Annotated in this window: 13 protein-coding genes; 6 read left to right on the forward strand and 7 right to left on the reverse strand. The window is 43.0% G+C overall.

The features are described 5' to 3' along the window. Positions 1-278: 278 nt before the first annotated feature. Positions 279-968: a DNA-3-methyladenine glycosylase I gene (locus L2740_RS06645; protein WP_248949307.1), complete on the reverse strand. Its 690-nt coding sequence runs from the start codon at positions 966-968 to the stop codon at positions 279-281. Between the two features lie 174 nt (positions 969-1,142). Here L2740_RS06645 and L2740_RS06650 point away from each other — a divergent pair, with 174 nt between their 5' ends. Further along, a complete protein-coding gene (locus L2740_RS06650; RefSeq protein ID WP_248949308.1) occupies positions 1,143-1,787 on the forward strand; it encodes a glutathione S-transferase family protein in 645 nt (214 codons plus the stop codon). On the opposite strand, the gene L2740_RS06655 is transcribed toward L2740_RS06650, so the two are convergent. After that, positions 1,784-2,356, reverse strand: a complete 573-nt coding sequence (locus tag L2740_RS06655) for a thioesterase family protein (RefSeq protein WP_248949309.1) — start codon at positions 2,354-2,356, stop codon at positions 1,784-1,786. The two genes, L2740_RS06650 and L2740_RS06655, sit on opposite strands and share 4 nt — an antisense overlap. 165 nt (positions 2,357-2,521) lie before the next feature. Further along, entirely contained in the window at positions 2,522-4,561 is a 2,040-nt protein-coding gene (gene prlC / locus L2740_RS06660) for an oligopeptidase A (protein ID WP_248949310.1), read from the reverse strand. Positions 4,562-4,837: 276 nt separating this feature from the next. Between prlC and L2740_RS06665 the strand changes: the two genes are divergently transcribed. The 3 genes from L2740_RS06665 to gorA all read left to right on the forward strand — a co-directional run bounded on the left by L2740_RS06665 (position 4,838) and on the right by gorA (position 7,889). Beyond that, on the forward strand, positions 4,838-5,620 hold the full coding sequence (locus L2740_RS06665; protein WP_248949311.1) for a hypothetical protein: 783 nt from the start codon (positions 4,838-4,840) through the stop codon (positions 5,618-5,620). A gap of 106 nt (positions 5,621-5,726) precedes the next feature. Continuing rightward, positions 5,727-6,197: a hypothetical protein gene (locus L2740_RS06670; RefSeq protein WP_248949312.1), complete on the forward strand. Its 471-nt coding sequence runs from the start codon at positions 5,727-5,729 to the stop codon at positions 6,195-6,197. A 336-nt stretch (positions 6,198-6,533) separates the two neighbouring features. Continuing rightward, positions 6,534-7,889, forward strand: a complete 1,356-nt coding sequence (gene gorA / locus L2740_RS06675) for a glutathione-disulfide reductase (RefSeq protein ID WP_248949313.1) — start codon at positions 6,534-6,536, stop codon at positions 7,887-7,889. Between the two features lie 97 nt (positions 7,890-7,986). On the opposite strand, the gene L2740_RS06680 is transcribed toward gorA, so the two are convergent. Together L2740_RS06680 and L2740_RS06685 are read right to left on the reverse strand one after the other, a co-directional pair. Continuing rightward, a complete protein-coding gene (locus L2740_RS06680; protein WP_248949314.1) occupies positions 7,987-9,939 on the reverse strand; it encodes a BCCT family transporter in 1,953 nt (650 codons plus the stop codon). Positions 9,940-10,524: 585 nt separating this feature from the next. Further along, complete coding sequence (locus L2740_RS06685) at positions 10,525-11,616, reverse strand: NADH:flavin oxidoreductase (RefSeq protein WP_248949315.1); 1,092 nt, start codon at positions 11,614-11,616, stop codon at positions 10,525-10,527. A gap of 947 nt (positions 11,617-12,563) precedes the next feature. Between L2740_RS06685 and L2740_RS06690 the strand changes: the two genes are divergently transcribed. Both L2740_RS06690 and L2740_RS06695 read left to right on the forward strand, forming a co-directional pair. Then, the gene (locus L2740_RS06690; RefSeq protein ID WP_248949316.1) at positions 12,564-13,799 is read left to right on the forward strand and encodes a carbohydrate porin; all 1,236 of its coding nucleotides are present in this window, start codon (positions 12,564-12,566) and stop codon (positions 13,797-13,799) included. A 163-nt stretch (positions 13,800-13,962) separates the two neighbouring features. Next, on the forward strand, positions 13,963-15,081 hold the full coding sequence (locus tag L2740_RS06695) for a hypothetical protein (RefSeq protein WP_248949317.1): 1,119 nt from the start codon (positions 13,963-13,965) through the stop codon (positions 15,079-15,081). 118 nt (positions 15,082-15,199) lie between these two features. On the opposite strand, the gene L2740_RS06700 is transcribed toward L2740_RS06695, so the two are convergent. Together L2740_RS06700 and L2740_RS06705 are read right to left on the reverse strand one after the other, a co-directional pair. Further along, positions 15,200-15,796 carry a PepSY-associated TM helix domain-containing protein gene (locus tag L2740_RS06700; protein WP_248949318.1) on the reverse strand — a complete coding sequence of 199 codons (597 nt, stop codon included), beginning with the start codon at positions 15,794-15,796 and terminating at the stop codon, positions 15,200-15,202. Continuing rightward, the gene (locus L2740_RS06705) at positions 15,789-16,247 is read right to left on the reverse strand and encodes a DUF4920 domain-containing protein (RefSeq protein WP_248949319.1); all 459 of its coding nucleotides are present in this window, start codon (positions 16,245-16,247) and stop codon (positions 15,789-15,791) included. Before L2740_RS06705 ends, L2740_RS06700 begins: the two co-directional genes overlap by 8 nt. Positions 16,248-16,394 lie beyond the last annotated feature (147 nt).

Raw genomic sequence — 16,394 nt, forward strand, 5'->3', positions numbered from 1 at the left:
CATATTTTTTTGTCGAATATTTAACGCACCTTTATCTCATAATGGGCGCATGCCAACAAGAAAAATGCCCGTAAAAATTGTAAGCTAATGAAAATTTACGCACAAAATCAGTTATATATGTTTATAAATTGTTAACACAACAGGCTTCAACTCAAACATGTTAGTCTCGAGTTTATGCGCAACCTATTAAGATATAGACTATTAACATTGACTTAGCATTAATTTAAAACCCACTAAAAATGTTAATTAGTATAGGGATAAGCTAGGTACTTTATGGGTTAAATCCTATTATCGCCCACACTACAAGCCAGTATTCGACTTATATCTGCCAAGCTTCTGCCTGACTCCTGTTGCCAATGATTAAACACCTCTTGTACCTGCTGCATACCTGCTTTTGAACTAAAGCCATAGTCCACTAGACCGTGCGTTTTTAAATAACCTTGCACATCATTGGTTAGTAAGAAGGTATCTTTGCCCATTGAGCGTAAAAAATAAGGCCCGGTATTACCACCTAACCGTGTGCCTTTACGTTTTAACTCAGCCCACAAGCCCGTTATGTTGTTACTTGGCCAAGCCGCTATAAACTGGGCAAAACTGCCATGCTCGCGAGCAATATCATTGACCATATGCGCATTATCATAGATAGCCATGGTCTTTTTCAGATGGCGAATAAGTTTTGGATCACTCGCACGATCTTGTAGTTGCTCAGGCGATAACATCAACACTTTGAAAGGCTCAAAGCCAAAGAAAGCTTTTTCGTATTCAGGCCATTTCGCTTCGACAATCCGCCACACAAAACCACTCTGAAATACCTTTTTACTGATCTCCGATAATAATTGAGCGTCGCTATATTGGGTTAACTCTTGAGAGCTCAAGCCTGCTGGTAACAAACTTTCTAAGCCTTCATCCCCCCCTTTACGTTGGGAGGCTCGAGCGTAAATAGCTGCAAATTTTTCAATATGATTCATAGTATTTCTCGTTATTTACATCTTGTGTTGTCGCGGCTAAGCATTTGAAGCTAAGAGTGATTACCCCAATCCTGGTTACCTTCGCTGAAACCCCTATGATTTGTAGCATTGAGAGACCTCATGTTAGCGACTAGAGTTAATATTAATCAATCCTTTTACGAACCGACGTAGGCTATGGATCTGTACTACCACCCACTGGCACGCCAGTCACAAAAAACCCTGATTGCGCTTTATGAAAAGCAGGCTAATTTCTATCCCCATGAGATAGATTTAAACAACGCATTCAGTAGGCGTAATTTACAGCAACTATCTCGCTCGCAACGCCTACCGCTATTACAGTTACAAACTGGCGAGTCATTTAACGATGCCACCATTATTATTGAGTACCTAGATAACTACATTAGTTCTGGCACGCAACTTATCCCCATAGAAAAGACCCAAGCGCTTTACGTAAGGCTCTATGACAGATTAAGTGACAATGTATTAGATAAAGCAATCGATGCTTGGCTTGCCTCACAAGCTCAATCTAATCAGCTAAAAACCAAGCAATTTGAAAAAGACTTGTTAAGTATTTTAGCTGACTTTGACCAACGCTTAGCTGATAACCATTGGGTATGTGGCGACAGTTTTACCTTAGCTGACTGCGCTTTTATTCCTTGCCTAAAAGCTTTAGAAGATAAGCTACACTTGTTGGATTATCAAAACATTGGTCGCTACTGGATCCAATCTAAATTGCGTGGCTCAGTAAACCAAGTAATAGAAGAAGTCGAGCTCACTTTAGCCACAGCAGGCCAAAGTGAACAACTAGCACAAACTTAACTCGCTGACTTAAACGCTATCGGTTCGTTGGCCGATGGCGGCAAGTTTTGCTCTTTCTTAAGCTGTAAAAACGCTTTCCACTTAATGACTTCCGCAGGCATTTCTGGCGCAGCTTGCTCAAAACCAACCTCAGCTAACATAGTCGGAATAGGTACTTGCTTACGCTTACAGACAAACACACCGCGAACATGGGCGATGCAGTGCAAACCACGCTCACTAACAAAACGCTGCTCGATATAGAAATATTTTTCGTCCCAACCCACCAGCTTGGTTTCAATATCAAACTTAGCAAACGGCTTAATATCACGAATATAGGTAAATTCTGCCGCATTGACTATCGGCATCCAGCCTAGCTTAATAAAACGCTTCAAAAAGCCCATTTCAGCCATCATATAGGTGCGAGCGAGATCCATAAAAGCCGGATAACGGGAGTTAGTCAGGTGGAAGTTAATATCGCAATCGCTAGGCAGCGCGCGATAGGTAATTTTGCTTGTACCTAGAAAATCGATTTTGTTGCAATGGCGCACACGCCATAAAAATAGCCACACCAGCCTAAAATACAGATTCATTTACAATACTACCTAGCATCCTTGAAAAGAATCGAAAGGCTAACAAAGGTCATACCAGATCACAAGTGAGAAACAGATCAACTACAAACGCCCACGATTACTGTAGGTGGTTCAAAACAAAAAAGGCGCCTAAAGCGCCTTTTCAATATGAGCTCACAAAATGGATTAGCCAGTAATACCACTGTGACGCAACAGTGCATCAGTTTGCGGCTCACGACCACGGAAACGCTTGAAAAGCTCCATAGGTTCTTCACTGCCGCCCATTTCTAAGATGTTTTCTAAGAAACGTTGGCCAGTCTCACGGTTGAAAATACCTTGCTCTTCAAACAGCGAGAATGCATCGGCAGATAACACCTCAGCCCACTTATAGCTGTAGTAACCCGCTGCGTAACCACCAGCAAAGATATGAGCAAAACTGTGTTGGAAGCGATTAAAGTCAGCAGCTTTAATTACCGCAACTTGCTCGCGCACTTCATCAAGCTTTTGCTGGATCTCAGCGCCTTTAGCTGGGTCATATTCAAGGTGCATTTTGAAATCAAAGAGCGAGAATTCAAGCTGACGCAACATCATCATGCCTGATTGGAAGTTCTTTGCCGCTAGCATTTTATCTAGAAGTGCTTTTGGTAACGGCTCGCCAGTTTCATAATGACCAGAGATCTCTGCTAGTGCTTCTTCCTCATAGCACCAGTTTTCCATAAACTGACTTGGTAGCTCTACCGCATCCCAAGGTACACCGCTAATGCCAGACACGCCGCCCACATCGATTTTGGTCAACATGTGGTGAATACCATGACCAAACTCGTGGAACAGGGTCGTCACTTCATCGTGAGTGAATAGTGCAGGCTTGCCTGCTACTGGCGCGTTGAAGTTACAGGTTAGGTAAGCAACCGGATCTTGTAAGCCGTTTGGCGTTGCGCGGCGAGCACGACAATCATCCATCCATGCACCACCACGCTTACCTTCACGAGCATACAAATCTAGGTAAAAACTACCACGGTGTTCGTTGTTGGCATCGGTAATATCGAAGAAGCGCACATCTTTATGGTAAGTGTCGAACGCTTTACGCTCAGTGACGGTTAAACCAAATAGACGCGATACGGTATAAAACAGACCCGATAGCACTTTGTCTTCAGGGAAGTATGGACGCAAGATCTCTTGTGAGATCTCATATCTGTGATGCTTAAGTTTTTCTGCGTAGAAACTCAAGTCCCAAGGCTCAAGCTCAGTCACACCACACTCTTTTTCAGCAAACTCGGTTAGCTCCGCAAGCTCTGTTTCACCCTGTGATTTTGAACGAGCAGCCAACTCAGTTAAAAAGTCTAAAACTTGTGCTGGTGATTCTGCCATCTTAGTTGCTAATGACTTATCGGCGAAACTGTCAAAGCCAAGCAGATTGGCTAACTCATGGCGTACAGCTAAAATTTCGTCCATTAGTGGGCCGTTATCAAACTCACCGGCATTTGGCCCTTGGTCAGATGCACGAGTCACAAACGCGCGGTAGCATTCTTCACGTAACTGACGGTTTTCGCTGTAAGTCATGACTGGTAGATAAGACGGGAAGTCCAACGTAAACAACCAGCCCTCTAATTCTTTAGCTTCTGCCATCGCTTTGGCTGCAGCAACTGCAGACTCTGGTAAACCAGCAAGCTCAGCTTCATCAGTAATTAACTTAGTCCAGGCTTGAGTTGCATCTAATAGTTGGTTTGAAAAGTTGCTGGTTAGCTCTGACATGCGCTTAACTAACTCGCCATAGCGTAATTTGTCGCTATCGCTTAAACCAATGCCTGACAGCTCAAAGTCACGTAGGCTGTTTTCAATCAGCTTTTTCTTGGCTTGTGAGTAAGTTGCAAATTCGGCAGATTCGGCAAGCGACTTATAGGCTTCATATAAGCCTTGGTGCTGACCGACAAATGTGCCGTACTCAGATAATAGTGGTAAACACGCATCGTGTGCCTGACGCCACTCTTCGCTACTCACTACTGAGTTCATATGTGAGATTGGCGACCAGATCTTGCCAAGTTCATCATCAACCTCTTCTAGAGGTGCGACTAAGTTGTCCCAAGTAAATTGACCTTGATGCTTTAGCACCTCTTCAATCTTGGTGCGACAATTAGCGATACCTTGCTCAACAGCAGGCTGAATGTGTTCCGGTTGAATACTTGAAAAAGGGGGAAGCTTGTTGCTGTTTAACAAAGGATTGCTCATCGATGATTCCTTAACATTCTATGTTGTTAGTTAAAGAGATAGGGGCTATTACGCCGATATTCAATGCAGTCTGCAGAATTCTTTGCAAAGTAAATATTAGCTATCAGCTCAAGCAGGGCATTTCTATGATAGATATCAAACTTTTCCAGTACAAACTTTATACAGAATGAGTATTGCAAACCATGTCGCAAACAAGAGTTGTTATCATTTACATTTCTTTACTAAAAACTACTATGTGACTGTAAACTTCCTTTCGCCAAAATTTCGAGCTATACCATGAAAAAAACTAGTCAATGTAGTGCTGTTATAGCGTTGCTAATGAGTGCTTCAGCATTTGCTGATACAGCGCCCAATATCGATGACTCCCACAACACCAAGGTTATTGAAACACCCGCCACGGATAATAGCGGTGAGATACAAGCGCTTGTCGACCTAGGTTGGGACTCTAAATATATCTCTGAGGGCCGTAATAACTTAGACAAAGGTGGGATCTATTGGGCAACTGCTGCCATTCAGAAAAACAACGTCAATGTTTATGCCACGGTGGGGCGTGGTGATAGTCAACATTATACTGAATGGAACTTTGGCATAGAGTACGGTTTCAATCTCACCGACAACTTGAGCGGTAGCGTCGGCTATCAACGACTTGAGTTTTATGGTGATGAGCGCGCCCACGATAACGAACTATTTAGCTGCCTAGAGTACAGCGCGGTTGACTGGCTAGTGCCATCGTTGAGCTACACCTACTCGACAGAAGCTAATGGTTACTTTGTTGAGCTTAGCGTACACAGTAACTGGGAATTAGCCCAGGGCTTAACGGTCAGCCCTTATATTACCCAAGCATTTGACTTTAAATACGCAACTGAACAACACGATGGCGCTAATCACTTTCAATTTGGTGTTGAAGCAGAGTATTTGCTGCCAAGCAACTTAGTGCTATCAGGCCATATCAGCCACACCATAGCCCAAGAAGATATCAAGCTAGAAGCGCGTAATAACGGCGTGACCGGCAGTTTAGACGAGACTTTTGCAGGGTTACACCTGAGCTGGAGCTTTTAATCGACTATAGTTAATAACTATTAGTGAAGTATCTACCGTGAAGAACTATCGTTAACCAATATCAGCAGATAACACGGAATGTTATCTGTAGTTAGAGGAACAAGGAATGTTGCATCTCAGCCTTTGCCTGCTTATCAGTCTCGCCCTGTTTTCTGTCAGTTCGGCCAGCCTTGCCAATGAACAAACTAGCAATCCCCTCCCCTTAGGCAGCATGCTCGATGATAAAGGCCGGCCGATTATTCATAGCAATAAAAGCTATACCGACTTACAGTTTTCAGTGCAAAAAGCCAAGTCAAAGACTCCAGCTCAGCCATTAAAAGCCAGCAGCAAAAAGCCTAAAACCACAAGCCGCAAACAACAACTTGCCAGCCGAAGCTCGGTAGCTAATAGTCCAAGCTGCCGCTGGCTCAATAGTCGTATGTCCTCACTAGAGCGTCAATTAGCCGTAGGAGTCAACGTTCGCAACTTGCATTATCAGCAAGAGCTGGATATTCGCCAAGGTGAATGGGAATGCATGAAATGCGGCGCCGAAGGCCCTGCCCAAGCCGACCACGCGACTTGCCAATATCGACGCTAATGCCATAACGATATAGCAATCATAAAGTACATCTTGCGAATAATCTGGCCGACATGAAAAGCAATCAACTAACTTGAAGTCCGGCGCTTCCATCTCCATCTGAATCATAGGCAAAGCGATTTGATTCAAGTGATAACCCATAATTTATTAGGCTGGATGGATTAAAAAATTCCCTCTACAATGGCTTGTTCTTGAACTGGCTAAAGCCGATTCTGTTAATTCGGCATTGATTGCTCGTCTTTTTAAGGCAAGCAACGTCTTAACCATAATTATCGTAATAAAGGCAGCCTTACTTTTAGCCTTTGTTGCACAGTTCGTAACTTATTGGAGATACACATGGCTCAACATTTTGATTATATCTGTCTTGGCGCGGGTAGCGGCGGTATTGCATCAGCAAACAGAGCAGCCATGCGCGGCGCAAAAGTGTTACTTATTGAAGCAAAAGAGCTTGGTGGTACTTGTGTAAACGTGGGCTGTGTTCCGAAAAAAGTCATGTGGTATGGCGCGCAGGTTGCCGAAGCTATGCACTTGTACGCTAAAGATTATGGTTTTGACGTTACCGTTAATAAGTTCGACTGGAGCACACTAGTTGCTAGCCGCGAAGCCTATATTGACCGCATTCACGGTGCATATGACCGCGGCTTAGAAAGCAATGGTGTTACTTTAGTGCGTGGTTATGGTCGCTTTGTTGATAGCCGCACAATTGAAGTCAATGGTAAACACTACACTGCAGACAATATCTTAATTGCCACTGGTGGCGCAGCAACGATTCCAAATATTCCAGGTGCTGAATACGGTATCGATTCTGACGGTTTCTTTGCGTTGAACGAGCAACCTAAGCGTGTTGCCGTGGTTGGCGCAGGCTATATTGCTGTTGAAGTTGCAGGCGTACTGCAAACACTAGGTAGCGAGACTCACCTATTTGTACGTAAGCACTCGCCACTACGTAACTTTGACCCAATGCTGAGTGAAGCTTTAGTGGAAGCAATGGCAATTGACGGCCCAACATTGCATACCAACAGCACGCCAGAGTCTGTTACTAAAAATGACGATGGTAGCTTAACCCTTAAAATTGAAAATGGTGAAAGCTACGATGTTGACTGCCTAATTTGGGCAATTGGACGTCATCCATCTACAGGTAACATTGGCCTTGAAAACACTAAGGTTGAGCTAAACGCAAACGGCTACGTGATCACTGATGACCAGCAAAATACCACTGACGCAGGCATTTACTGTGTTGGCGATATTATGGCGGGCGGCGTAGAACTAACACCAGTTGCAGTTAAAGCTGGTCGTTTATTGTCAGAGCGTTTATTTAACGGCATGACCGAAGCAAGAATGGATTACAACTGCATTCCAACGGTGGTATTTAGCCACCCAGCTATTGGCACTATGGGCTTAACAGAGCCAGAAGCTATCGCACAATACGGCGAAGAGAACGTCACTGTTTACACTTCAGGTTTTACCTCTATGTATACAGCGGTAACAGCTCATCGCCAAGCTTGTAAAATGAAGCTAGTTTGCGCTGGCGATAACCAAAAAGTTGTCGGTATTCACGGCATAGGTTTCGGTATGGACGAGATCTTACAAGGCTTTGGTGTGGCAATTAAGATGGGCGCAACTAAAGCTGATTTTGATGCCGTTGTGGCGATTCACCCAACTGGCGCCGAAGAGTTTGTTACCATGAGATAATCTACTGATTATTATAAAAAAGCCGCTTAATTAGCGGCTTTTTTTGTATCTAGCGTTTGTCGATGAATGCCTGAACCCCAGGCATTCATCGTTAGCATTAGCTCGGAGTATTTAATCTAGCTTGAATAGCCAGTTTAACTTCTTCTTGCGCTAATAATGCTTCTTCCTCTTCTTTGCTACGCATTAGCGCATCAAAGGCTACACGCGCTTCTTGAGCAAGCGTTGACGCCGCAAGTTTAGCTTCTTTCGCCTTCATCGAGTCATCTTCTAGCTGACGTAGCTTTTCAATAATTTCATCAGGCGCATCGCCTAAATCGATACTTGATTCGCCGCGTGATAGCGCCTCTTTACGTAGTTGCTTTTTCAGCATCCAAATCGCGTCGTTAGCTTCACGCTCAAGCTCTGCAGCTTCGATTGCGTTATCACGTAACTGCTCAAAACGAGCTAGCGCCTGACCTTCTTTGCTCCAAGGGTCCACATCTGGTAGATCAGAGATATTGATCACTGGATCCACATAATCATCTTGGTGTGCTAAGTCTAAGGTCGCCGCTTTAACACCAGAGATCATTAACATCACCGCGATAATCAATAGCGGTAAACCACCAACAATCGCTGCGGTTTGCAGTGTTGCTAGGCCGCCCATAAACATCAATGCTGAAGGCATAAATGATAGCGTGAAAGCCCAGAACAGACGGTTCCAACGCATTGGATCTTCTGTCACGTTAGTTTGTACAACTGACGCTAGGATGTAAGAGATAGAGTCAAAAGTCGTTGCCGTGAAAATGACACATAGCAAGGTAAACAGTGCGATGATCAAAGTGCTAAATGGTAGCTGCTCTAAAATAGCGAAGATTGCACGAGTTGCGCCCTCTGCATTAAGAATGCTTACCACATCTAATTGGCCAGACAACTGCAAAGATAGACCGTAGTTACCCAAGATGATGAAGTACATAGAGCAACCTAGTGAACCGAAGAATACGGCACCAGATACCATCTGCTTAATCGTTCTACCACGTGAAATACGTGCGACGAATAGACCCATACTTGGCGCAAACACTAACCACCACGCCCAGTAGAAAATCGTCCAATCTTGCGGGAAGTGAGTATCAGCAAATGTACCCATACCACCGAAAGGCTCAGCCCAAGTCGCCATCACAAAGAAGTTAGATAACATACGACCGATTGAGTCTAAACCGGTTTCCAACATAAAGATTGTTGGGCCACAAACTAATACAAACAGCAGTAAACCTAAAGCACCCCAGAAGTTAATATTACTTAAAATCTTAATGCCTTTGTCCATGCCCATGTAAGACGAGTAAGCAAAGATACCAGTACATACCATTAGTACTAGAATTTGACTGCCTGTCGTTGCTGGGATACCAAATAAGTAACTAATACCTTCGTTGATCAGTGGTGCTGCTAAACCTAGTGTGGTTGCCGCGCCGCCTAAAAGACCAAAGATAAATAGTACGTCAATCACTTTACCTAACTTACCAAAGCTGTTTGCTTCACCAATAACAGGCATAAGTGCAGCAGATACTTTAAGTACAGGTTGTTTACGTACATAGAAGAAGTAAGCAATTGGAATTGCAGGGATCATATAGATACACCAAGCAATTGGTCCCCAGTGGAACAAACCGTAAGTTGCAGCCCAACGAACTGCTTCTTCGCTACCGGCTTCTAATTGGAATGGTGGGTTTTGGTAGTAATAAGCCCACTCGATCGTGCCCCAATAAAGAATACTTGCACCAATACCACCACAAAATAACATCGCCGCCCAAGACGCTAATGCAAACTCAGGTTTTTCATCAGGATCGCCCAGTTTGATCTGACCAATATCAGAGAAAACGATATAAATCATGAAGAAAAATGCCGCTAAACCTAGGCCTAAATATGCAAAGCCTAGTTTGTCCGTCATAAATGTTTTAGCAACTGCAATCCATTCAGCCCCTTCAGCTGGAAATAGCAATAACGGGATCACTACTGCACAGAGCAGTAATAGCGCGCCGAAAAATGTCGGCTTGTCGATAAGCTCGAAGTGTTTTTTCATTTTTATTATCCGCAACAACCTAAAAACAGATTTAATTAAGTGCACGCCACAGACTGCTCCCCGTGCTGAAAAAGGTCAGACGGGTTTTCTACTGAGAGAAAGAGTATGAATTATGTGTGTGAACGGTTTTTTTTGTGAGTCTTATAACACTCGAAAGTTATCCAGATTACGATTAATTTGGACTAAGGATAAAATAATGTTAATTCAACTTGCTGTCGACAAACTTATGTCGCGAATAGACGTAATTTGTGACGTAGTTCTCATATATTCTAAGCCATTTAAAAACTACTGAATAATAAACAGTCGAATGTTAACAAAAGCCCGCCACAGCTTGATATGGGGATAGATGAAAACGATAAAAGCTACTAAGAAGAACATATGAAACACCTATAAATAAGCATTTCACTTAAATATAGGTCGAAGCTAATATAATTAACAAACTTATGATGGGAAAACTGAAGATTGCAGCTAGCTTATGCGGAAATCCCCAAGTAAAACCACAAGCAAAATTTGGTAATGAGTAGCAATACTCTCAGGAGGAGTTGACGCCAATTAGTTATAATTAGCATCAACATTATCTATTTGTTAGCGCTTTTTATATACCACGCAGAAATTGCCACGCTTGGTACGGCATTTTGAGCAGCGCTCACAATCCACCTCAGCCAAGCTGCCCTCTTGCCAGCGCTTGATTAAGTGCGGCTCGGCTAATAAGGGGCGAGACAGTGCAAAAAACTCAATACCGCTGGTTTTAGCAATCTCTTCAATCCCACAGATATCAGCAAGGCCGCCAACAGTGATCACCGGAATATCAAGCTCTTGGCTAACCACGGCGCCATACTCGCGGAAGTACCCCTGACTTTGAATGGTATAACCATCAAATGACTCACCTACCACTGTGTTAGCATTGCCATGGATATTGCCAGAGACAATAATCGCATCGACTCCCACTGATTCTAGCTTCTTACAGATGCTGCGAGTCTCAGCAAAAGTTAAACCACCATCGAAAAACTCAGATGCAGTTAACTTGACTAAAATTGGGTAATCATCACCAACTAGTTTGCGGATCTCAGCATAGATCTCCAGCAAAAAACGCATACGATTTTCAAGGCTACCACCGTATTCATCGTCACGCTGATTGTAATAAGGGCTTAAGAATTGGTTAATCAGGTAAGTGTGTGCCGCATGGATCTCAACCCCGTCAAAGCCTGACTCTTGAGCGCGGCGACTCGCCTCGGCAAACGCTTTAACTATGTAATCAATTTCGTCTTTAGTCATTGCCTTACCCATGGTTTGGGTACCACGCTCAGCAACAGCACTTGGCGCGAATATCACTCGCTCGCCAACATTGTAAGTCGTCTTAGTACCGCCATAAGCTAGCTGCATAACAATCTTGGAGTCATAGCCATGCACTAACTCGGTCAACTGTTGGTATTCAACAATAAACGAATCGTCATACATGCCCATCATGCCGGCGTTTGGTTTTTCTTCGGCAACGATATTGGCGTAACCCGTCACAATCAGTCCAACCTCGCCTTTGGCAAGCTCTTCATACACTGAGTACAACTTGTCTGTCATATGGCCTGTTTCGGTTGCCATATTTTCCCAGGTCGCACTTCTTACAAAGCGATTTTTCAGTGTCATGTTGCCAATACGGGCGGGTGAAAACAAAGTGCTCACGTGCAATCCTCTTAAATCATATTCAGTGCTACTCACAACCTTGCTAAACAGCAAGGACGCAGCAGGCGCCGGATAATACGCGCAAAATATAAGAATTACCTTAAGCTAGGTTCAGCTTTTGAGAATTAAGCTACTGAACAGTTTTTTTAGAGTAAAAGCCAATCTACTTTTTGTGTTATTATTAACCAGTCATTAGCATAAGTGAGGAATGGCATGGACACACAAACCTTTATTGGCGTTGCGATAACAACCTATATCGTTTTAGGCAGCATCATTACTATCATTGGCTACCGCTTTCTTAACCGTCGCCAATCAAAATAAACCTGTCGAAGTTTTCAATTATGCTAAAAACGGACTAAGTGATTAGCTCTCCAAATAAATCACATACAAGTTAATATCATAGCTAGCTGGATATTTTCCTTTGATAGCTATCCCCGACCCCAAACCCTCTCCTTGAGCGCTTGCAAGAGCACAAGGCTATTAACCACACAACAAACATGTTAAATTTAACCACCATAAGACAACCCTAATAAAACATTAATTGCCAATTTCAATAACGCGCAATTAGTGCCAACAATAATCCGGTTGCCTATAACAGAGATTGAAGCGTCCTTTATTGCTGAAACTATTGCAGCAACTCTGCCAAGCAGTAAATCTACGGATGCACTAAAGATACATTACCTCTGCATGGAGCTTTTATGATGCGCTGCTGTTTAACTGCTGCCTTAACTGTAACCCTTTATCAGCCAAAATCTCTTCCGTTTCGCTATCTAAAAACTCTATTGCCAAAGTCTTGGGATCTCATTGCTTTCCCACCACAGCGACTTTGAGCATGCCTTACAAATAAATCCATCGAAAAGGATGTCGTTGCCGTGTTTTCTGACCTCTAAAAAAACCGCCAACAACCTTAATCAACACAATTGAAACTAGATCAATAAGGATAAATGATGACCCGTTACTCACTTGCCGCTTGTATCGCTTTGGCGTTAGCAACTAATGCGCAAGCAACTCCCGTCGATGAAGAGCTTGCCGCATTAAAAGCTCGAATCGAGCAACTCGAAGCAGAGCAACAACAAGCAAAGGACAAAGCTGTAGAAGATGAGCAAAAAGCTCAACAAAGTAGCGTGAAATTCGGCGGTGCCGTGCGGGTTAATTATGCTTATGAAGATTACGATGATGACAATGCCGACCGTGGTGGTGACTTCGATTTTGACCTCTTTCGCATAGACGTTTCGGGTAACTATAAAGATCTGATCTTTTCTGCTCAATACCGCTGGTTTGAGTATATGAACGTCATTCAACATGCTTGGATTGGTTATAACTTTGATGAACAACAGCAGGCAAAGATTGGTGTCACCCAAGTGCCTTTTGGTCTGTTAACTTACGCATCTAATAATTACTTTTTCAGTTCAAACTTCTACCTTGGGTTAGAAGATGATCATGACATGGGTCTGAACTACACCTACAAAGGTGACAATAACCAGTTTGACTTCGCCTTTTATAAAAACGACGAACAAGGCGGTATTGATGGTTTTGTTTCTGATCGCACCGACCGCTATGCCTACGATGTAGTGGGCATTCGCTTAGATGGCGAAGATGCCTATGACGCACCAAGTGACGGCTACGCTGCAGGAGAGGTCAATACCTTCAATGCTCGTTACGCCCACACCTTTGCATTCAACGATGTAAGTGTAGAGTTAGGAGCATCACTGCAAGCTGGTCAGCTAGAAATTGAAAACGGCACTGACGGTGATAATGTTGCCGCCGCGATTCACAGCATGATTAATTATGATCGCTGGAACGTAAAACTACAGATGACCGACTACAAATACGATGTAGACGGTATGGATGTTGATCGTATTGTCGTAGCTGCTTATCACTTTTATGATTCTATTCCTGCTGAAGCGACCACCTATATTGCCAACCTAGCCTACAGTTTGCCGGTAGAAATTGGCCCTATTTCAAACCTAACTTTCTATAACGATTACTCGTTAGTAACCGACAAGCCTGCAGCAATGGCTGACACCTTTATGAATGTCACTGGCATGGCAATTAGCGCCGGTGGACTTTATACCTATGTAGACTTTGTGGTCGCAGAAAACCAACCCTTTATCGGCGGCACTATGGTTGGTGATGGTGGCACTAATACTCGCTTTAATATCAACTTTGGTTATTACTTCTAACTGGAAAGTCAGGATATTCAGTAATAATAGATCGATTTATTAACCAGTAAACCGATCTAAAAATGTTAGCTAACACCATGATTTTAAAAGATGATGGTGTTAGCATTCATTCCCTAAACACAACTTGCGATGCCCAGTCACGTTCCGATAAGAGATAACAATAATGTGCCTTAAGATGTTGCGCCTTACCTTAGCCTTTAGCTTAATATCCACTCTGACTTTACCGGCCTTTGCCGCAGATGAATTAACAGGTACTTGGCAAGGAACCTTAGGTAAAAGCAACATTCGTGTTTGCTTCAATGAGTACGGCACCGGTAGTTATTACTATCAGCGTTATTTAACTCCAATCAGACTTGAACAGGTCGATAATCACTGGCAAGAAGACAAACTGACTGGCTTCTGGAAGTTTGATAATGTCAGCGAGCAGCAGCTAATAGGCCGTTGGTTTAATAAAGAGTGGTCTAAGACAGAGCCAACTCAAAATCAGTCAGTTAAATCGTTAACTATTAAGCTCGAACGCCAAATCAGCCCTGATGGCATCAATGATTGCAGCAGCGATGCCTATAACCTGCCGCTAGAAACCAAGCCAACTGTTCGCCGTGGAAAGTGGCAGCAGTTTAACTATGCTGACGCAGAGCAGGCCAGCGCTAACAAAACTAACGCCAGCCCACTAAGCTATCGCCAACTCAGCTATCGTCAACTGAGCTATGGCGCAGAACTCGGCCTCGAGCTTAAAGGTGAGCAAACAGGTATCCCAGCAATTAACCAGTGGCTCAAGCAAAAGCTGACTAGCGAACAACAATTTGCCGAGACGATTGAAACCCGCCGCAGAATGCTAGCGCGGGTCGGTCAACCAATTGCAGACGAAACCGGAGCTGAAATTGACTTTATTAACCAAGATTGGCTTAGCATACGATTTTACCGCTGGGCAGCAGGTTATGGCGCTGGCGGTATAAGCCGCACCTATACCAGCTTTAATCTAAACGATGGTCAAGCATTCAACCCATGGCAATGGTTTAAACAAGGCGTTGCCCTTGATGAAATGCAACATCAACTACCAGAGGCGCTGCGCGAAAAGCTATTTGCCGATATGCAAGTGTATGAGGACTGTGACAACTCAGACGGCTCAGGCTATTTCTATCTCACCCTCAGCCCAAAAGGCATCGAGCTTTGGGAGACTCCAAACGGCAGCGGCTGTGAAAACGAATTCACCCTCAGCCCCAAACAGGCGATGCCGTTTGCCACTGAGTACGGTAAGAGTCAGCTTAAGCTGATGAATTAATCTCTATTGTTCACTCTGGTGCCTTCACCTTAAGGCACCTTTGAGTAAAAAATAAAATCAACGCTCAATGATTTCAATAGCTAGCGCTTATTCACCAAGCTCATCGTCTCGTACTCAATCAAGAGTAAAAGATAAAAAACAAAGGGATTAGAAAACCAATAAGCACCAACAATCCTTTCCTTCCTCTGGGACTATGTTTACCCTTAACCATAAATAACGCAGATGTTGCCAAAAAAATTAGCATCAGCGCATAGGCATCTGAAAATATAACCCACGCCTGTTTAGCCTCATTTAAATGCAGTCTATTTAAGTTTTTAAATATAATTCGCTCTTCAATGTGTTCAAATTCAATAGCACCACTCATTAAATCAGCCGTTAAGTTACTTCCATCATCTAAAAAAATTTTGAGTTCATTTTCACTCGGCCAGTAATTTGTTTTAATCCGCTGATTAAGATCAAAGCTATTCATCATAACGTCGACAATTGCTGTTTCGTTATTTAAACCAATTAAACTTGGAACTATATTTACTTTCCTTACAATACTGTAATTTGGATTCCAATCTCGCAGATGGTTAACTGCAATTCCTGATATCGCAAACACCAAGGTTAATCCTATGCATAAATATCCAACATCTCGATGTAAACTCCGATTTAAACGATACCAATTAATTTTTGAACCAGTGTGTTTGGCTTTAAAACCTCTTGGGTTAATCAAGAATTTTCACCCCAGTTGGCACCAATTGATAAAGTGTTAATGCCTCTGTTATCGACGCAGGATCAAACTCTTGCTGTTTGCGCTTTGCTAGCATAGCCAAATAACGCTTAGACTGTTCTAAATCTAAATTAATCGCGCTTAATAAGCCTGTTGCAATTGCTTTGCTGCCCTTGCTACTAATAGGAAAAACCATATCTCCATCCCGCACTTTTATGCGCAGTTTCTCATACCTTGCATCTGAAGCTAACTCCATCCAGCAGCCCCTTTTCTCACATACACCAATTATCGTTCCAGAGATAGTTACAGGCTGCTCAAGAAACGCTTCTGGTTGAGACAAGATTTTAGAAATAGGTACAAGTTGAGCCTCATTTATCTCATCACCAAACTGATACTCTTTAGCCTGAATATTTAAACTAAAAAATACGATAAATATTCCATAAATATATTTCATAATTCCCTTCCTTATATATTGAATAACAACCTAAATAACTAAATCTGGTATTGGTTACGTAAATAAAAAATAACTAAACATCAGTTTTGCAAACTAAATGTAAATGACTTGCATTCTCATTTGGGTGAAAGTAAATTGCAAGCGCTT

The organism is Shewanella pneumatophori, from assembly GCF_023283895.1.
GTDB classification, from domain to species: domain Bacteria; phylum Pseudomonadota; class Gammaproteobacteria; order Enterobacterales; family Shewanellaceae; genus Shewanella; species Shewanella pneumatophori.